This window comes from Achromobacter pulmonis (assembly GCF_902859765.1).
GTDB classification, from domain to species: Bacteria; Pseudomonadota; Gammaproteobacteria; order Burkholderiales; family Burkholderiaceae_B; genus Achromobacter; species Achromobacter pulmonis.
The window spans coordinates 60,889-80,880 of the sequence record NZ_CADIJV010000008.1; the positions used below are offsets into that span (position 1 = coordinate 60,889).

Here is a 19,992-nt window from a genome sequence, read left to right on the forward strand (position 1 = left end):
TCAACCATGTTCCCCTTGGGATCGCAGCCGCTGGACCACGACGCCTTGCGCCAGCATCTCGACGCGACGCTGACGCCCTTGCTCGCGGCCACGCCCGCGCGGGTCTCGCTGAGCCTGCGCGATCTGGACGGCAGCGTCGTGCTCGCGCATCACGCCGAGCGCGCGCAACCGGCAGCCAGCATCATCAAGGTGCCCATCCTGCTGACGCTGCTCGCGGCGGTGGCCGAAGGCCGCTACACGCTCGAACAACCGCTGGCCCTGCCCGCGCGCGCCGACCGCGCCGGCGGCACCGGCATTCTTGCCCAGTTGCCCGGCGTCACCGCCCTGTCGCTGGCTGAACTGGCTCGCCTGATGATCGTGCTCAGCGACAACGTCGCCACCAACGCGCTCATCGATCTGCTGGGATTCGACGCGGTCAATCAATGGAACCCGGCCGCCGGGCTCACGGCCAGCCGCCTGCAGCGCCGCATGATGGACGCCGCTGCGCGCGAAGCCGGCCGCGACAATTTCACCAGTGCCGGCGATGCCACCGCCGCGCTCTGCTGGTTGCTGCGCGACGGCGCGCTGCCCGCGCCCTTGCGCGCCTTCGCGCTCGATGTCCTGGCCGACCAGCGCGAACGCGCCCACTTCGGCGCCGCGCTCCCCGCCGCGGCCCATCTGGCCAGCAAGGCCGGCCAATTGCCCGGCCTGCGCCATGACGCCGGCATCCTCACCGTCGATGACTGCAGCGTGGTGTTGGCGGTCCTGGCCGACGGCTTCACCGACTGGCAAACCGCGCACACGCTCCACGGCGGCGCGGGCGCCGCCCTGCTGGGCCAGATCGCGCGCGCGGTCGCGCTGGGGCTGAAGGCCCAGGCGCAGGCACACTGACAAGGAACCCGCATGTCCATCCGAGTCGCAGCCATCCAGCTCGACAGCCGCCAGGATCGCGCGGCCAATCTGGCCGCGCTGGAACGCGCAATTGCCGCCGCGGCCGACGACGGCGCGCAGCTCATCGTCACGCCCGAATACAGCGACTTGCGCGGCGTCACGCCCACGCTGCGCGCCGCCGCCAGCCCGATCCCCGGCGAAGTCACCGCGCGCATTGCGGCGCTGGCGCAACGCCACGCCTGCTGGATCCACCTGGGTTCGATGCATGAGCGCTTGGCCGGCGAGGACCGGCTCGGCAACACCGGTGTCACCTTCGCGCCGGACGGCGCCATCGCCGCCACCTACCGCAAGGTGCATCTGTACGACGCGGTGGTCGATGGCACGCCCTACCGCGAGTCCGCCGACTTCGCGCCCGGCGCGCACCTGCAAACGGTCGACGCGGCCGGACTGACGCTGGGCCTGAGCATCTGCTACGACCTGCGCTTTGCCGAGCTCTACCGCGCCCTGCGCGCGCGCGGCGCCAATGTGCTGGTGGTGCCGGCAGCCTTCAACCTGCACACCGGCCGCGACCATTGGGAACCGCTGCTGCGCGCCCGCGCCATCGAGAACCAGTGCTACGTGATCGCCGCCGCGCAGATCGGTGGCGACGGACCGGGCCTGCCGTGCCTGGGCCGCAGCATGATCATCGACCCCTGGGGCACAGTGCTGGCCTGCATGCCGGACCGCGCCGGCCACATCACGGCCGACCTCGATCCGCAGCGGGTGGCCACGCTGCGCGCCGCCCTGCCGGCCTGGGAACACCGGCGCATGGATCTCTACCCCGGTTGATTCGACGCCGGCCGCCGCGCCCGCGCGCGGCGCGTCCGCTCGACGGACCGCTGGCCCCCCCGTCAGCCAACCTTGCGGCAAAAGCAATAGATATGCCGGAAAGGGTCGTCCACCATATGGCGCGACGCGTGCACCCCCTCGATGTCGGGCACGAACTCCTCGAACCCGCCATCCACCACCACCGGAAAGGGCGTGCGCTCGGGTAGATCGTTGTAGCCCAGCAGCAGCACGCCGCCGGGCTTGAGCACCGTATGGCATTGCGCCAGCAGGCGGCGTAGGCCCGCCTCGCCGTCAATGCCCGCGCCCAGCACACCGTTGGCGATCACCACGTCGAAGCGTTCCGCGCCGTAGTGCGCCGCCATCTCCAGCGCATCGCCGACCCAATGCCGCCCAGGGCGCCCGTAGACGGCGTTGCGCGGCAGGATGTCGAGCGAATGGAAGTTCGCGCGCAGCAGCCGCGGGTAGTGCCAGTTGTGCTTGTCCAGGCCGAGGAACAGCAGGTCCTGTGATCCGCCCGCGCCTTCGGCCAACCGGTTCAGGTAGCCGAAGATGCGCTGTTCCAGAAATACCCGGTTGGGCGCATCCAGCCGGAAGTCGACCCCGCAGCGTTCGGCCAGCGCGGGCGACAGTCTGAACAGTCCCCGCTTGCCGATGTACTTCACCTTGCGTATGCCTTTCATTGCGTTCCCCCATTGATTCTCAACAGACGTGGGGGACCATGTTTGCCGACCCGGCGCGGCGAAATCAATATGTTTGACAACAATGCGCCCGACATTCCCGCTCACTCCGTCCGACATAACGCAAGCGTGCAATACGCAGCAAAAAGTGCGGCTGAAAGTTTCAATAGAGCCCGCTGCTATGGGTTCGCATCAAGATCGATTCAGTATCGGACTGATCTGCGGATTTTCCGTGCATTAATGAGCATAGACTCACTTCTGCCGAAAAATCCTGGCCGTTCTTCAGCAACGTTGAACGCGCCCGGCCATCGGCGCCAATTGCCGTTCGGCGACCTCGCCAGACAAAAACCACTTCAATGGCTGAGCGGCAAATGTCCAACCGTGGATGATCAAATCCACCCAACCAAAAAAGATCACTTTGTCCGTCAGAAGGTGGACCGGCACATGCATCAAGCCAATAGAAAAATACCTGGATGCAACCAGGAAAAAAAAGCGGTCCCATATCGGCGTCGTGATGATGTCTCGCGCTCTGAGTCCCTGATGGATCACGCGCCGCGCCCCGCCCGGCCCCGCCGGCCTGGCGACCGGCTGTGCAAGTGGGCGTGCTGCGCGCGCATTCTGGCGGCGCTGTCCGCGTCGGCCGGCGCGTGCGCCGTCCACGCCACGCAACCGGCGCCCGCGGCCCACGCCGCGACAGCCACGGCATCCAAGCCCGCCGTTACCTTGCAGGCCCTGGTCAACGCCGCCGTCACCGGCCATCCGCTGGCGCGCGCCGCCGCGCAGGAAGTGGCGGCCGCCAACGTCGATGTGGATGCCGCCCGGCGCCACTGGTGGCCAGCGGCCTCCGTGGTCATGGAATCGCACTCCACCTCGCCTAATTCCCCCGCCGCGCGTGGACTCCAGCTCGAACAGACCCTGTGGGACGGCGGCCAGCTCAACGCCAACATCGACCGCGCGCTGGCCGACGCCAGCAAGAGCGAAGCGCGCATCTTGTGGCAGCGTCAGCAACTGGCGCTGCAGGTGATCGGCGCCTGGCAGGCCCTGATCAGCGCCCGCGACAAGGTCGCGGTGGCGCGCGAAACCATCGCCCTGCTGCATGGCTACGAAGCACAGATCCGCCGCCGTGTCGCGGCCGACGCATCGCCTGCCGTGGACGTCGAACTGGCCTTGTCGCGCCTGCGGCAGACGGAAGTCGACCTGGCGGCCGCGCGCTCCAGCTTGCGCCTGGCCGCGCAACGCCTGGAACAATTGACCGGCTTGCCGGCACTGGACGAAGACGCCGACGCCTTGCCCCACTGGCCCGACCCGGCCACGGTCAAGGCGGTCGCGGCGCGCCTGCATGCCCAAGACCTCGCCACCCTGGCGCGTGACAGCGCCGCCGTGCAGATGGCGCGCAGCGACGTGGCGGCGATGCAGGCCCAGCTCGAAGCCAAACACGCGCAGCGCTGGCCCACCGCCTACCTGCGCGTCAACAAGCCCTTGGGCGATTCCTACCCCGGCGCCGGCACCGATCGCGGCACCTCGGTATTCGTGGGCATCCGCTATACACCCGGCGCGGGCTTCGCAACCGGCATCGAGGCCGATGCGATCAACGAACGCGTGGCCGCGGCCGGCCAGTCGGTCGAGGCGGCCTGGCTGGAGCAGCGCGAGGCCATGTACGGCGACGTCGACCAATACCTGTCAGCGCAACGCCAGCTGACGGCGCTGCAAAGCGCGGTCGCGGGCTCGCGCCACGTGCTGGACTCCTATTCCCGGCAATTCACCGCCGGCCGCAAATCCTGGATCGACCTGCTCAATGCCGTGCGCGAGCTGGCGCAGAACCAGTACGCCGCGGCCGACTCCCAGGCTGCGCTTGCCGCCTCGATCTATCGCCTGCAGGTGCGCCTGGGCGAAACGGAGTTGCAGCCTTGAGCCGACCCGCGCAGGTAAAAACCGCCCTCGACTCGCTCGCCTGGGCCTTGAGCCGGCTGGCCGCAATGCAGGGCACGGCGCTCGATCCCATGCGGCTGCGATCCGGCCTGCGGCTGTGCGAGGCCGCGCCGCTGGCGATCGGCCAGCTTGAACTGCTGTGCCGGCATCTCGGCGTGGACGCGCCGCAGCTGCTGGCCGCGCCCGATCCGGCGCACCTGCCGCTGCTGTGCCACCTGCAGGACGACCGCTGGGGCATCGTGACGGAACTGGCGCCCGGCGGCGATTGGACCGTCGATTGCGGCACGGGCGCCGTGATGGTCGCGGGCCCGGCCCTGGCCGACCGCTGCATGCGGCTGCGGCTGGCCGAAGCGCCGTCCGGCGCCGAGGCCGCAGGCGTGCATGCCGGCCCCGCCGGCAACGCGTCGGCGGCCTCCTTCGGCGCGCGCCGCAACGCGGCCATCCGGCCGCATCGCGGCGCGCTGATCGAGGCCTGCGCGGGGTCGGTCATGATCGGCCTGCTGGCGCTGGCTACCTCCATGTTCTCGATGCAGGTCTACGACCGGGTCATCCCCACGCGCGGCGAATACACGCTGTTCGTGCTGGCCTGCGGCGTGCTGGTCAGCGTGCTCATCGAACTGGCCGTCAAGATCGCCCGCGCCCGGGTCATGGACCACGTGGTTGTCGGCGTCGATGGCATGCTGTCGCGCGACATCTTCCATCGCCTGATGCAGGTGCGCATCGACCAGATGCCGGCCTCGGTGGGGTCGTTGGCCGCGCAGATCCGCGGCTATGAACAGGTGCGCGCCTTCTACACGGCGTCCTCGCTGTTCGCGCTGGTGGACCTGCCCATGGCGCTGGTGTTCATCGCCATCGTGATGGCGCTGGCCACGCCGCTGGTGGGCCTGGTGCTGCTGGCCTTCGCGCTGGCCGCGCTGTTCATCGGCCTGTCGTCGCAGCGCCGCGTGGCGCGCCAGGCCAAGGAAGGCGCCGGCTATGCCAACCTCAAGACCGGGCTGCTGGTGGAAGCGGTCGAAGGCGCCGAGACCATCAAGGCCGGCGCCGGCGGCTGGCGCTTCCTGTCGCGCTGGCTCGAAGTCAGCGCGCAGACCATCGTCAACGATCTCAAGCTGCGCCATCTCAGCGAAAACGTCGGCTACCTCGGCGCATCGGTGCAGCAGCTCAGCTACGCCTGCCTGATCGTCGCGGGCGCCCTGGCCGTCATGCATGGCGAGATGACCACCGGCGCGCTGATCGCCTGCTCCATTCTCAGCGGCCGCATCCTGACCCCGATCCTGCAGGTGCCCGGCCTGTTGGTGCAACGCGCCCACGCGCTGGCCGCCGAAGAGGGGCTGGAACGCCTCTATCAATTGCAGACCGACAACCACGGCGTGCGGCGGCCGCTGGTGCCCGAGCGGCTCGAAGGCCGCTTCCTGCTCGAGGACGTATCGTTTGCCTATGGCGACAATCCGCCCGCGCTGCGCGTGCCGCGCCTGCTCATCACGCCCGGCGAGCGCATCGCCGTGATCGGCCCCATCGGCTCGGGCAAATCGACACTGCTGCGCCTGCTGACCGGCATGTACGTGCCGCAATCGGGCCGGGTGCTGCTGGACGATCTCGACCTGTCGCACATCAGCCGCCAGGTGCTGAGCCGCCGGATCGGCTACCTGCAACAGGATCATCGCCTGTTCCAGGGCTCGCTGCGCGAGAACCTGTTGATCGGCCTGCCCGATCCGGGCGACGAGGAAATCCTGCGCGCCATGCGCCGCACCGGTATGGATCGCATCGTCGCGGCCCACCCCAAGGGCCTGGAGCGGCCCATCGTCGAAGGCGGCCGCGGCCTGAGCGGCGGGCAGCGCCAGTTGGTCGCGTTCACCCGCCTGCTGCTGTGCAAGCCCGGCATCATCCTGCTGGACGAACCGACCGCCTCCATGGATGACGACCAGGAGCGCCGTTGCCTGGGCGTGCTGGCCGAAGAGGCGCAGGCCGGCGCCACGCTGGTGATGGTGACGCACAAACCCACCGTGCTGTCGCTGGCCGACCGCATCGTGGTCATGGTCGGCCACGGCATCGTCAAGGACGGGCCGCGCGACGCGGTGCTGGCGGGCCTGGGCGTCAGGCGCCAGGGCGAGCCGCGCGTGACCGCTGTCGCGCCCGGCATCGCGGGAGCATCGTCATGAAGCGCGCAGCCATGGTGCCGTCCCGGCCCAAAGCCGGCGGCACGCCGGTGATCGTGGGCGAAGTCTGGCAGGCGCTGTCGCTGCTGCCGCCGCGGCAGCGCGCGCGCTGGTGCCTGCGCGCCATGTTCGCCGGGCTGTGCGTGCTGGTGGCCTGGGCCGCGGTGGGCAAGATCGACCAGGTCACGCGCGCGCCGGCGCAGATCATCGCGGCGGCGCGCACCCAGGTCATCCAGTCGCCCGACGGCGGCATCGTGACCGAGCTGCATGTGCACGAGGGCGACACCGTGCGCGCCGGCGACGTGCTGGTGACCTTGCAGGAAGCGCGCGCCCGCGCCGCGGTGTCCGACAGCAACGCCAAGGTGGCGGCGCTGCGCATCACCCTGGCGCGCCTGCACGCCGAGGTCTACGGCAAGCCGCTGGTGTTTCCCGACGACCTGCGCGGCTACGACGACTACATCCGCAACCAGCGCGATCTCTACAAGAAGCGCCGCACCGCGATCGAAGGCGACCTGGCCGCGCTGGGCAACATGCTGAAGCTGTCGCGCCAGGAACTGGCCATCAACCGCAAGCTGGTGGCCACCGGCGACGTCAGCCAGGCCGAGATCCTGCGGCTGCAGCGGGCCGTGGCCGACATCCAGGCGCAGATGACCAACCGCCGCAACAAGTACTTCCAGGATGCCCAGGCCGAAATGACCAAAGCGCAGGAAGACCTGACCACCCAGACCGAGCAGTTGCGCGACCGCAGCCAGGTGCTGGAGCAGACGCGCCTGACCGCCACCGCCGACGGCATCGTCAACAACATCCGCGTCAACACCATCGGCGGCGTGGTGCGCCCCGGCGAGACGGTCATGGAAATCCTGCCGACCCGCGGCGACCTGCTGGCCGAAGCGCGCGTCAGCCCGGCCGACATCGCCTTCGTCAAGGTGGGCCAGCGCGCCAACGTCCGCATCGACGCTTACGACGCCTCCATCTTCGGGGCCATGCAGGGCGAGGTCAGCTACATCAGCCCCGACGTGCTCCAGGAAGAAACCCGCCAGGGGCCGGCGCATTACTACCGCGTGCGCATCCTGATCCGCGAGGCGGAATTCAAACACCATTCGGCCGAGCAGATCCTGCTACGCCCGGGCATGACCGCCAGCGTCGACATCAAGGCGCGCGAACGCACGGTGCTGCAGTACCTCGCCAAACCCATCACCAAGGGATTGCAGCAGTCGCTGGGCGAACGCTGATTCCTACATACCGGGGCCGCCGTGCCTCGGGGCCATTCTTCAACCTGCCGAGACTTCTCAATGAAAAACGCGCTCAGGACCATACCCGTCACCATCAAGAACGGAACCATCTCGTTGAATCTAAAGCTGGCCGATGTCCAGAGCATGGCGATCGTCGGCGTCGACCTGGTCGCCCTGATGCGGGACGGCACCCGGTTGCTGTTGCCGGGGCTGGCCGTCAGGATTCTCGAACGGCCGTCGCCCACGTTGCAGTTCCTGGACCAGCAACTGTCCGGCGCCGACCTGTTCACCAAGGTCGATATCGACAGCACCGCGCTCAAGGACGCCACCGAGGCCTTGCAGGTGCCGGTGTCCGAGCCGACCTCATCCGATAACGTCGGCAACGCGCACGGCGCGACGGAAGAAGACGGCAAGGCCGGCGACGCGGCGGCCGGAGAAGGCACGGGCGACCTGTCGGCCGGCGCCGTGGACGGCCTGGATACCGGCGACGCATCCAAGGGCGAAAGCGACAAGAGCGGCGACGAACCACAGGCCTGGTACCAGGAATATGGCTGGATCCTGGGCCTGGTGGGCCTGGCCGGACTGGCGCTGGGCCTGTCCAGCAGCAAGAAAAAAAACAAGGACGAAGACAAACCGGCCGAAGCGGCGCGGCCGGACGCGCCCGCGGGCGACACCCCCGCCGCGCCCGACGACAGCAATACGCCGCCCACGCCGCCCGAGGCCGAGGGCGAAAAGCCCGCAGTGACCGTCACCGGCGGCATCGCCGCCGGCGTCTTCAACCACGCCGAAACGCTCTCCGTGACGCTGTACGGCGCCCAGGGCCAGGAACTGGCGCGCGGCGAACTGGTGGTCGGCCCGAACGGGCAGGTGCTGTCCTACCGCGCCGAACTGCCGGCCGACTATGTCGGGCCGGTGCGGGTCGTGGTCACCGACGGCGCGCGCGACGGCCTCGGCTTCATCGATGAATACCGTCAGGCCATGGCCCTCGGGCAGGGCATGACGGCGGAGCAGGCTGAACGCTTCGCCAGCGCCGACTTCGCGCCCCTGAGCGCCATCGCCTGGCGGGCGGAAGGCCAAATGGACATGCGCGTCTCGGTGACGCCGCTGACCGAACTGGCGGCACGGCTGCTGCAAGCGCCGGCCGACCCCACGCAAGCACTCGATGGCGTGACGGCCGAGCAGGTGGCCGCGATGGCCGCCGCCGTCGCCGATTTCGCCAAGACATTCACCGGCGATACGCAGATCAACGATATCCTCGGCCCGGTCATCGCCATCAACGCCGACAACTTCGGCGCCGGCGCCGCCGACGCGCAAGCCTATGGCCGGGCGCTGGCGGGCATGGCCGGCCTGGACGCGGTATCGGGCGCGCTGGAACAGACCCTGCGGCTGTTGACGCGCGGCCTGGAGCGCGCCGACGACGGCACGCTGCGGGTGGCGCAGTCGGTCGAGGGCGCGATCCTGCTGAGCGCGATGCAACAGGCCAATACGCTGTTGGCCGGGCTGGACGACCACTCGCTGTTCGACGCCTTCGTCTTGCCCGAGGTGCCGTGGAGCACGGTCACGGCCACCTTCGCCGATGCCGCCCCGTCCGAGGTCAGCGGCATCGACGCGCTGGGCTCGGCGACGCAGCCGTCGGTCACGGTATCGTGGGATGCCGACGGCGGCGCCCGCCTCGCCGCCGGGCAGACGGTGGCGCTGTACCTGCTCGACGGCCGCCAGGTCGCGGCGCACACGCTGTCGGACGAAGACATCGCCGCCGGCCACCTGACGCTGAACGCGCCCGATTACGGCGAACAGGCTCTGGGCGCCGATGGCGTCAAGCGGTTGTTCGTCACCGTGGCCGACGACGCCGGCCTGCTGATAGCGCGTTCCGAACTGCATACCTACGGCCTGGTCAGCGCCGAGGTTGACGCCATCACTGGCCTGAGCGCGGACACCGGCCTGTCGAACTCCGATTTCATCACCAATCAACCGGTGCAGGCGGTGTCCGGCACCTATCGCGGCACGCTGGGCGAGAACACCCACATCGAAGTGTCGGCCGACGGCGGCCGCACCTGGGTCGCCACCCGCGTCACTGCCGGCGCGGACGGCGCCGGCGGCACCTGGGTGTCGGAGTCGCTGCGCCTGGACGCCACCGCACAAGACGAGGACGCGCGCCTGCTGACGCGCGTGAGCGTGTCTGGCGGCGATGGCGAGCAGGCCTTGACGCTGGCCGGCGCCTCGCACGACTTCGTGCTGGACGTGACGCCGCCGGAAGCGGTGGTGGCGTCCATCGACAGCATCAGCGCGCCCCTGCCGGGCGCCCTCGACGGCTTCCTGTTCTCGCAGGCCTCGCAGACCATCCGCGGCACGGTCGACGGCACGCTGGCGGCCGATGAGCGGGTGGTGGTGTCGATCGACGGCGGCAACACGTGGATCGCCGGCGAAGCGGATGGCGCCAATTGGCAGGTCACGGTCGGCTTCTCCAAGCACGGGCCGGGCGAGATCCTGGCGCGCGTCAGCGACATGGCCGGCAATGTCACGGCCGCGCAGACACACCCCTATCAATTCACCGAGGCCTCGCTGGAGGGCGTGATACCGACCCAGGCGGTGGACGTGCAGGCCGTCACCGACCACATCGGCGACTCGCAAGCCGACCCCTACGATTTCATGGGCGAACTGCGTCCCGGCATGAGCACGGATGACCGCCGCCCCACCTTCACCGGCACGGTCAGCGCCGACCTGCAGGGCGACCAGGTGCTGGTGCTGGTCGACAGCATCAATGGCGGCCCCGAACGCCTGCTGGGCTACGCCAACGTAGCGCCCGGCGAGGACGGGCAACTGCCGCAATGGTCGTTCACGCCGGTGGCGGACATGGCGGTGGGGCGCCACCAGGTGTTGGTCAAAGTGTTCTCGCCCAGCCAGAACGCGTGGTCGGCGCCCTATCCCGAAGGCGTCGACGCAAACACCCCCGACGCTAAGTCCAACTGGGGCGCCTGGGACGTGAACGTGCAGTCCATCACGTTCGATGGCGTCATCATCCCCGGCGTGGATCCGCTGAACCTGTTGACCGCGCCGAGCCTGGTCACCGAAAGCACCCAGCCGATCCTGACCGGCATGCTGGGCAGCTTGCTCGGACCGGACGAGAGCGTGATGATCTACGACACGGCCGACAACGGCCGGACCATGCTGTTGGGCGCCGCCGACATCCTGCCGGAACAGAACGGCGCCGGCGCGCGCTGGCGCTTCGAGTTCCGCGACGATGCCCAACTGCGGGATGGCGCCCACACGCTGCGCGCCGTGATCCAGCAGCCGGATGACGACAACGGCGTGCCGCGTTCCCTGCTGAGCGCCGGCACGCCCCCCGTCATCGTCAGCACCGAGCTGCCCGAGCAGGAGGTAACCATCGCCCGCGTCATGGACGACGTCGGCATCTACACCGGCGAAATCACCAGCGGCACGTCCACCGACGACACCACCCCTTCGTTGACGGGCACGGTTTCCGCGGCCCTGCGGCCGGGGCAGACGCTGCAGGTGCGCGTCACCGACGTCACCGACCCTGAACAGGTATTTACCTACGAACCCGAGCTTGACCAGGACAGCCTGAACTGGTCGCTGGCGGTGAGCCCCGCGCTGCCGGTAGGCCACTACCACCTGGCCGCGGGCGTGGTCAATGGCGGCGGCGCAATGGGCGCGCGCAGCGCGCACTTCGATCTGCTGATCAATAGCCTGACCTTCACCAACCTGGACGATGCGGCCGGCCCCATCGTCGGCAACGTGTTCGCCAACGGCGAGCCGTTCGTCACCGATGACCGCGCGCCGGTGTTCGGCGGCCAGCTCGGCGTGGCGCTGGCCGATGGCGAAGTGGTGCAGGTCGTGGCGCGCCACGACGACAAGGAAACCGTGCTGGGCAACGCCATCATCAGCGCCGACGACGAGGGCGGCCTGACCTGGTACCTGGCGTTGGACAGCAGCCAGGGCCTGCAACTGGAGGATGGCCAGTCGACCTTGTCGGCGCGCATCGTCAACGTCGACAGCGATGAAGTGCGCCTGGCGGTCGACCGCGAAATCGTCGTCGATACCGCCATCCCCGATACCGCTGTCGCTATCACCGAGGTGCGCGACCAGGTAGCCGGCAGCAACGGTTTCGTCGGCCCGCTGGCCGCTGGCCAGAGCACCGACGACACGCGCCCGCTGATCTCGGGCATGCTGCTTGGAGCCACCACGATGCCGCTCTCGCGCGCGGTGCAGATCATCGACCGCATGACCTCGCCCTCCGGCGCCGTGACCGAGCAGGTGCTCGGCCTGGCGACCATGGACGAAGGCGAGGACGGCACATGGACGTTCACGCCGCCGGAGAACCTGGCGATTGGCTCGCACGCCTTCTCCGCCCGCGTCATCAATATTGCCAACGGCGAGCTGGGACCGGAAAGCGCCAGCATCGCCGTGCGCGAAAACCGCTTGTCGTTCGCTTCCGTCCTGGACCATGTCGGCGCGTTGCAGGGCAACCTGCTCGACGCCCGCATCTTCGCCCAGCCGGTCTCCACCGACGATAGCCGGCCCAGCATGTCCGGCGAACTGGGCGTGGGGCTGGGGCCGGACGAGCGCGTGGCGATCTACGATTCCCTCGCCGGCGGGCCTGCGACCCGGCTGGGCGTGGCCACGGTGACGGGTACCTCTTGGGTATTCACCCCTGAAAGCGTACTGAGCGACGGCGTCCACACCTTCCAGGCGCGGCTCGAACGTACCCAGCCGGGCAGCGCGCCGCAGGTCTTGCTGTCGGCCTCGACACCCTCGATCACCATCGACGGCACCGCCGTGCCGGTCACGCAGACCATGTTGGAGCTGCGGGTCAGCGACAACAACGGGGCCAATGGTTCGCAGACCGGCATCGTGACGTTCCGCGGCAGTACCGACGATGCCCGGCCGGTCGTCAGCGGCAGGCTCAGCGCGCCGCTCACGGCGGGGCTGCAGGTGCAGGTGTTCGCATCGTCCGCCGGCAACGCCGAGCGCCTGCTCGGCACGGCGGACATGAACGGCGTCAACTGGACCTATCGGGTCGGGCAGAATCTGCCGTTCGGGCCGTCCACGATCCTGGCGCGGGTGGTGGCCGCCAATTCAGGCCTGACCAGCAACACGCTGTTCACCACCGTCAACATCAATGGCATCACGCTGACGGAAATCGCCGAGACCTCCACCGGCCTGAATGTGCTGGACCGCGACGGCCATGGCACGGGCCTGAACGACGTGACCCTGCGCGGCCGGCTGTCTGCCCCGCTGCTGGTATCGACCGAGCGCGTGGCCGTCTACGCCAAGGATGGCGACGCCACCTTGTTCTCGCCGATCGGGCTTGCGACCGTCGCCAGCAATGGGATCGATTGGACTTTCCGTCTGCCTGAACGCCAGGGCACGGCGCAAACCTGGCGTGAAGGGCGCCATGAACTCTCGGTGCGCATCGAAGACACGGCCTCGCGTGTCGCGTACGCGCTGGCCATCACCGACTTCACGGTGGACTCCCAGCCGCCGACCCAGACCGCGTCGATCACCGGCTACGTGGATGGCGTAGGCACATCGCAAGGCGTGCTGACCGAAGGGGTCAGCACCGACGAGACCCGGGGGGTGGTCCAGGGCACGCTCAGCGCGCCGATCGACACCCATACCCGCCGCGTGATGGTGTACGCCCGTGCCGCCGATGGCGGCCTGGTGCTGCTGGGCGAAGCCGGGGTCACGGACACCGACTGGAAGTTTCAGGCCGTGCAGCACTTTGTGCCGGGCCTGCACACACTGGTGGCGCGGGTCGAGAATATCGCGACAGGCGGCGTGGGCGCCTCATCCGAGCCATTCGACGTGCGCGTGCAGCAGGTGAGCGTGGCGTCCATCACAGACTCGGCCGCGCCGGATGTCAACATCCTCGCGCCGGCATTCAACGGCGCCGCCAAGCACGGCGCTCTGGTGGTCGGCGGCCGCCTGGGCGCGGCGCTGGCCCCGGGCGAGGAAGTCAGGATCTTCATCGATGGCGAGGAACAGGCAGGCACGGCCACGGTGACCGAAAGCCTGGACTGGTCGTTCACGCTGCCGGCGGACACCCCGCTGGCCCAGGGCAGCCACACCATCGTCGCGCAGGTGGTTGGCGCCGAAGGCGCCGAGATACGGGTGGGCTCGACCGCCCGCACCGTCTATATCGACGACAGCGCGCCCGTCGAAACGGTGATCATCAGCTCCGCGCGAGACAACCAGGGCGCCGGCGGGCTGTCGTTCACCGGCGAAAATGTGTCGGGCGTTGCGTCCGACGACCCGCTGCCGCGCTTGCAAGGGACCGTCTCCGCGCCGCTTTCCGGCGGCGCGGCCGTGGCGGTGTACGGCCAGATGCCGGGGCAGGACGCGCCCGTGTTCCTGGGCTTCGCCACCGTGGCGGCGGACGCGACCTGGACCTTCCAGGTGGACCGCGAACTGCCCTTCGGCGACACGGTGTTCACCGCCAGGGCGGTCAACCGGGCCGATCCGCAGCATCTGCAGGGCGCCAGCTCGCCAGAGTTCGTCGTGCACGAGCAGGCGGTGAGCATCACCGCGCTGGTCGACCACCACGGCGCCGTGACCGGGGACCTGTTCCAGGCCCAGGCGCATGCGCCCGGCCGCGGCATCGCCCTGCTGAACACCGATGACCTGCGTCCGACGCTGTACGGCCGCGTGGCGGTGGCGCTCAAGGCAGGCGAGGTGCTGTCGCTGTTCCGCGGCAACGCCAAGCTGGGCGAGGCCGTGTTCGATTCGGACGGCCTGTCGTGGTCGTTCACGCCGCCCGCGGATGTGGCGCAGGGCACGGCGCCCTTCAGCGCGGCGCTGTTCGACTTTGCCGGCCGCTCGCTGATATCGGCGCGAACCCCGGACGTCACCATCGCCAGGCTGGGCGCCGACCACACCATCACGATCACGGCCGTGCAGGACGCCAACAACCGGCCGGTCATGGTCGACAAGGTAATCAGTACGGCGCCGGTCAATGTGCTGGCCGATGGCGTGCTCGATGACTCCCGCCCGATCCTGTCGGGTACGCTGGACCGGCCCTTGGCCACGACCGAGACGGTCCATGTCTATGCCATCGACAGTCAGGGCGGCAAGCATGACCTCGGTGCCGCAACGACGACGGGAAGCAACTGGTCGCTGACCCCGGCGATTTCCCTGCCGGCCGGCATGAACACGTTGCAGGCCGCGATCGAGAACAGCACCGACCGCAACGACGCCGTGCTGTCGGCGCCGGTCAAGGTCAACGTGGTGTCCCCCTCCGGCATCGAGCTGGACGATATGTCGGCGTGGGGCGCGGTGCCGTCGGGGCGCCCGACGATGCACGGTTCGGTGAACACCGATGCCATCGAGAACCTGTCGGTGCGCATCCTCATCGACGGGGTGGACGCCGGCACGGCCACGGTGGAGGCCGGCGGGAGCTGGACCTTCCAACCGGTCTTTCCGCTGACGGCGGGCACGCACCAGGTCGAATATGTGCTGCTGAACAACGGCACGCCGGTCGACGCGGTACAGACCGAGGCGCCCCGCGTCTTCACGGTAAGCAGCGCCGAAGCGCCGTCGTTCTCGGTGACCCTGGCCGGCGACGGCCAGCCGATCCTGACCGACCAGGGCCTGGTCGTGCTGTCCGGCACGGCCTCCGCGCCGGTGCCCGCGGGCATGGGCATCATGATTTCGGTCGATAACAAGGATGTCGGCCTGGCGGGCGTGGATGCCAGCGGCGAGAACTGGTCATACACCTTGTGGGCGCAGTCGCCGGGACAGCACGCCGTTGCCGCGCGACCGATCAACCTCGGCACGCTCGTTGCTTTCGAGGACGGCGTCGCGCATACCTCCATCTTCCAGAACCAGCTGACCATCGACACGCCGGCCGGGGCGCTGGCCTTGTCCGGCGGGATTTTGGCGATGTTGGCCGACAGCGACAAGGATGTGGCGCTTGCGGGCCGATTAACCAACGCGCTGCCGACGGGCTATTGGCTGCAAGTGCGGCGCGATGACGTCGTGCTCGGGAAGGCCGAAATCACCGAAGACGGCAATTGGCACTACGCCATCAAGCCGGATCAGCAGGCTATCGGCCTGCATCGATACAGCGTCCTGGCCTTGCCGTCCGATGTCGACGTCTCCGATGCACAAGCCGTGTCCTTCATGCGGGCCCAGGCGCGGCTGAACTTTACCGATATGCACAGCGGGCCGGACGCCCAACTTTACGTGGCGCTCACCAGCCTGACCGACGACCAGGGCGTGAACGTCCCAGCTACCAACGCGACGATCCACAATCCCTTGCCGGCGCTGCGCGGCACCATCAGCCAGGCCCTCGATCCGCTGGATCAGATCGTGGTGTATGGCCGCGGCCGCGACGGTCAGCAGACCCGGCTCGGCGAGGCCCGGATGCTGACCGCCACCACCTGGGAATTCCAGGTCAAAACCCCCTTGCCGCAAGGCGGCTATACCCTGATCGCCAAGCCCGAGAATCGCCTGACGCACGTGGCCAACGAGATCGGCAGCGCCGCCACGGATATCCAGCTTCAGGATGTGACGATCGTATCGCTGACCGACGCGGTCGGCACGCAGCGTGGCAATGTGCTCGACACCCCCGGGCATCTGACCGATGACGGCCTGCCCACCATCAGCGGCAGGCTCAGCGCGCCGGTGCGCGAAGGCGAGCAGTACCTGCGCGTGTCCGACACGGTGGGCGGAGTGACCACGGTGCTGGGCCGCGCCGAGATCGCCGACCCGCGCAATCCCCTGGCATGGCGCTTCCAGCCGACGGCGCCGCTGGCCAACGGCAGCCATACGATCTCGGTCGAGATGGTTGGCACCAATAACGACAGGGTGCAGGCCGGCGCCAGCGTGTCCATCATGATGGACGGCAGCACGCCGGGGCACACGGTGCAGATCACGCGGGTGCGTGACGATGACGGCCCGGTGGTGGGCAATGTGGCCGCCAACGGCGCAATCGCGTACCAGCGGCCGCTGGTGTCCGGCACGGTCAGCGCGGCGCTGTCCAATGCGCAGGTCGTGCGCATCTGGGGTGACGACGGCGCCGGAAACGTGGCTTATCTGGGCCAGGCCACGGTTAATGGCACCAATTGGACGTGGCGCAGCGATACCGACATGGACTTTGGTTCGGTCCGGCTGTTTGCCACGGTCGACAACGCCGCCAAGAGTGGCGTGGTCTATAACGAGGAAGGCGTTATCCATGGCCGACCGTCGGCGCCATTCAGTTTCCGCCTGCAGGACATCCAAGACGTCCAAGCGCTCGGCGCCGACGGCAAGGAGGTGGACGCGAGCACCAGTTCGCGCCAGTTCACGCTGAGCGGCAAGCTGGCCACGCCCCTGGTCAAAGGCGAATACATCGAAATCCGGGACGGCACCTCGATCTTGGGACGCGCCACCGTCGACGCGGACTTGAACTGGCACTTCCCCATCGGCGAATCGCTGACCAACGGCCAGCACGTCTTCAAGATCTCGATCCTGGGCAACGGCAACCCCGCCAATGTGCCACTGGTGTTCCAATTTGTTTCGATCAACGTCTACGAAGCGGCGTCCGATCCGTTGCAGGCGGGCCTGATCGAGGCCGTGATCGCCCTGCCGGGAACCCAAGTGCTGCTCGGCAACAGTCCCTTCGATACCTGGGCTGGCAATAGTGTCCGGCCCGGCCAGAGCGTGGACGGCGCACGGATCGGCATCTTCGGCTCGCTGGCCGTGGCGCCGCGCGCCGGAGACCAGGTGCAGGTCTATGACAACGACACATTGCTGGGCACCGCCAGCGTGTCGGGGCTGCGCTGGTGGTACAACGCTGACAAGCCCTTGTCTGCTGGCGAACATCGCCTCACTCTGACCATCAACGGGATGCCGGTGCCGCCCCCCGATTCGGTCCACGACGCCGTCTACCCGATCGAGGTGTTCGACGCCGACGCGATCCGGATTGACGCCCTCACCAGCCAGACCGACCGGACCCAGGCCTTGAGCGGCTCGTTGCAGCATGCCCTGGGGCGAGACGAGGTGCTGGGCGTGTATCGCACCCTGAACGGCGAGAAGGTCCGCCTGGGCGACGCCACGGTGCAACAGGCCGCGGATGCCGAAGGGCGCATCGGCTGGTCGTTCACGCCCACCGCCGGGCTCGGCCTGGGCCTGGGCGAACAGACGCTGACGCTGCAAGTCGAAGGCGCGACGCACACTCGCGTCGCGGCCTCGCAATCGGCCACCGTATCCCTGGACAAGGACGCCATCGACGCGGTCACGGCGATCCTGTCGGTGGCCACGCCGCGCGCCGACGGCCTGGCGGGCGTCGAACCCGGCGCGTCGGTGAGCAACGCGGCAGTGGTGGTGAGCGGCACGCTCGATCGCGACCTGGTCGGCAGCGAGCGGGTGGCGCTGTATGACGGCGACCTCCGTGTCGGCTACGCCACGCTGGGCGCTTCGGGCCGCAACTGGACCTACGTTTTCACCGGCATGAACAATGGTGCCCATAACCTGACGGCCGTGGTCGAGAACAACGCTGGCCGCAGCGGGACGCATTCCGGGGCGTTCGCGCTGAATATGGCGGCACAGTCGCCCGGCCAGCTCGTCACATTGACCAGCGGCATCGAGGAAGGCACGCCTCTGGGCAGCGCCGTGGGCGTGGATACCCACGGATTCTCGGCGTTCGCGTGGAACACCACCCGCGTGTATTGGGACATCAACCAATTGCGCAATACGGCGGACATGGTGCCCACCGGGAGCGGACAGGTGCCGGCGCTCAATTTCGCCAACTACAACAGCGCGTTCATTCCCGGCGTTCCCTACCAGGTCATCGCCAACTACCTGGGCGGCGGCTGGTTCCACGTCGATGCGCAGCAGGCGGGCATGTGGTCCTTCCGCACGCCGGTCTCCGACGATTTCGCCACGCTCAGTGTCGATGGCCAGGAAGTGTTTACCGCCGCCGGCTTCTATGCCAATGGCCGCGGCGGCAGCACCGAGCTGGCGCCAGGCTGGCACTATCTGCGCATGGAGGTCGGCAATACCGGGGCGTCAGGCTACTGGCGGCTGCAGTGGCGCCGCCCGGGGGAAACGGACTACACCGTGGCCCGCGAGGTTTACACCGGCCCCACCGAACACGCGCTGGCACTGGGCCCGACGGACAAGTCGCATCATGTCAAGCTGAACTTCGCGCTGAGCGCGCCGCTGGGCAAGGACGAGCAGTTGCAGGTGATCGACCTGACCGCGCACCGCGTCGGCGACGGCCTGCGGCTGCAGTTCTGGAACCTGCCGGCCGATGCCAACCGCAGCTTCGACGCCGCCCTGGCGTTGATGGCGCAGACCCCGGCCGCCGTGTCGCGCATGGCCGACAGCCTGCTGTACGACAGACAGCATCCGTTCGACACCGGCGTAATCACGTCGGCGGCGTCGATGCTGGGGCATGCCTCGGGCTGGTTCCACGTGGCGCAGAATCAGGCCGGCACTTGGCTGTTCCGCACCACCTTGTCCAGCTCCCAGGTGCAGCTCAAGATCGACGGCCATACCCTGCAAGCGCCGGGCGAAGCATTGGCGCACGCGCAGTACGCCACCACTCACCTGGAAGCCGGTTGGCATCACCTGGATTCCATCCTGTTCCAGGGTTCCGATACCGCCATCGATTGGCGAATCAGCGTGCTGCGGCCAGGCGACAACGCATATGGGCTGCTGACCGACTTCGCCCAGTTCGAGGCCGGCGTGCTGGGGAATGCTTCCCTTGCCGATGCGGCGCAGCCGACTGCCTACTCCTTCGACGCCACGGTGGACGACGGCGGCAGCCATACCCTGGTGGCCGTGGTCGACAACAACGGCGCCCACGTGGCCCCGGAAGACGCGAGCGAAAGCAGGGTGTTCCTGGCCAACGGCGCGTTCGGCATCGTCGACAAGGCGGTCGCGGTCACCGGAGACGGGCAGACCGTGGACTTCGCGGCGGTGCATGGCGCCATCAACCGGATCGACCTGGATGCCGACCATGCCACCCATACGCAGGGCAACACCCTCGTCATCGGTGCCAATGACGTGCGCCAGGCCGATATCGGCGCGGCCGCCGATATGCACAGCGATCTGCTCAATGCCGCGTTCCACCAGTTGATCGTGCAGGGCGGCCAGCACGATGTGCTGCGGCTCGCGGATGCCGCCAACGCCACGGCGTGGCAGGAAAGCGGCACGATCGCGGCGTCGACGGACACGCCCGCGTACACGGTATTCACCGCGCCCGACCAGGCCTTGCAGTTGATTGTCCAGACCGACATCGCGCTCGACCTGAACGGCGTGCTGCGTTCGACGGCCCATCCGGTTATCTGAGGAAAC

At 68.5% G+C, this 19,992-nt stretch carries 8 protein-coding genes; 6 read left to right on the forward strand and 2 right to left on the reverse strand.

From position 1 onward, the window contains the following. Positions 1-6: 6 nt before the first annotated feature. Together HV701_RS09340 and HV701_RS09345 are read left to right on the forward strand one after the other, a co-directional pair. Complete coding sequence (locus tag HV701_RS09340; RefSeq protein ID WP_175132795.1) at positions 7-870, forward strand: serine hydrolase; 864 nt, start codon at positions 7-9, stop codon at positions 868-870. A 12-nt stretch (positions 871-882) separates the two neighbouring features. Continuing rightward, the gene (locus tag HV701_RS09345) at positions 883-1,698 is read left to right on the forward strand and encodes a carbon-nitrogen hydrolase family protein (RefSeq protein WP_175132796.1); all 816 of its coding nucleotides are present in this window, start codon (positions 883-885) and stop codon (positions 1,696-1,698) included. Between the two features lie 62 nt (positions 1,699-1,760). Here HV701_RS09345 and HV701_RS09350 read toward each other — a convergent pair whose 3' ends face one another. Both HV701_RS09350 and HV701_RS09355 read right to left on the reverse strand, forming a co-directional pair. Next, complete coding sequence (locus HV701_RS09350; protein WP_175132797.1) at positions 1,761-2,378, reverse strand: class I SAM-dependent methyltransferase; 618 nt, start codon at positions 2,376-2,378, stop codon at positions 1,761-1,763. 279 nt (positions 2,379-2,657) lie between these two features. Beyond that, positions 2,658-2,924, reverse strand: coding sequence for a hypothetical protein (locus tag HV701_RS09355; RefSeq protein ID WP_175132798.1), 267 nt, complete (start codon positions 2,922-2,924; stop codon positions 2,658-2,660). Here HV701_RS09355 and HV701_RS09360 point away from each other — a divergent pair. The 4 genes from HV701_RS09360 to HV701_RS09375 are packed head-to-tail and all read left to right on the forward strand — an operon-like array spanning position 2,916 to position 19,986. After that, positions 2,916-4,286 (forward strand): TolC family protein, encoded by a 1,371-nt coding sequence (locus HV701_RS09360; RefSeq protein WP_175132799.1) that lies wholly within the window; start codon positions 2,916-2,918, stop codon positions 4,284-4,286. The genes HV701_RS09355 and HV701_RS09360 overlap by 9 nt on opposite strands. Beyond that, complete coding sequence (locus HV701_RS09365; protein WP_254595148.1) at positions 4,283-6,463, forward strand: ATP-binding cassette domain-containing protein; 2,181 nt, start codon at positions 4,283-4,285, stop codon at positions 6,461-6,463. Before HV701_RS09360 ends, HV701_RS09365 begins: the two co-directional genes overlap by 4 nt. Next, positions 6,460-7,692 carry a beta-barrel domain-containing protein gene (locus HV701_RS09370; RefSeq protein ID WP_175132800.1) on the forward strand — a complete coding sequence of 411 codons (1,233 nt, stop codon included), beginning with the start codon at positions 6,460-6,462 and terminating at the stop codon, positions 7,690-7,692. The genes HV701_RS09365 and HV701_RS09370 overlap by 4 nt, the downstream gene beginning before the upstream one ends. A gap of 60 nt (positions 7,693-7,752) precedes the next feature. Then, positions 7,753-19,986 carry a hypothetical protein gene (locus HV701_RS09375; protein ID WP_175132801.1) on the forward strand — a complete coding sequence of 4,078 codons (12,234 nt, stop codon included), beginning with the start codon at positions 7,753-7,755 and terminating at the stop codon, positions 19,984-19,986. Positions 19,987-19,992 lie beyond the last annotated feature (6 nt).

Coding starts and splice junctions, on each gene's coding strand:
- HV701_RS09340 (WP_175132795.1), top strand. CDS start 7: ATGTTCCCCTTGGGATCGCAGCCGCTGGACCACGACGCCTTGCGCCAG.
- HV701_RS09360 (WP_175132799.1), top strand. CDS start 2,916: ATGGATCACGCGCCGCGCCCCGCCCGGCCCCGCCGGCCTGGCGACCGG.
- HV701_RS09345 (WP_175132796.1), top strand. CDS start 883: ATGTCCATCCGAGTCGCAGCCATCCAGCTCGACAGCCGCCAGGATCGC.
- HV701_RS09370 (WP_175132800.1), top strand. CDS start 6,460: ATGAAGCGCGCAGCCATGGTGCCGTCCCGGCCCAAAGCCGGCGGCACG.
- HV701_RS09350 (WP_175132797.1), bottom strand. CDS start 2,378: ATGAAAGGCATACGCAAGGTGAAGTACATCGGCAAGCGGGGACTGTTC.
- HV701_RS09375 (WP_175132801.1), top strand. CDS start 7,753: ATGAAAAACGCGCTCAGGACCATACCCGTCACCATCAAGAACGGAACC.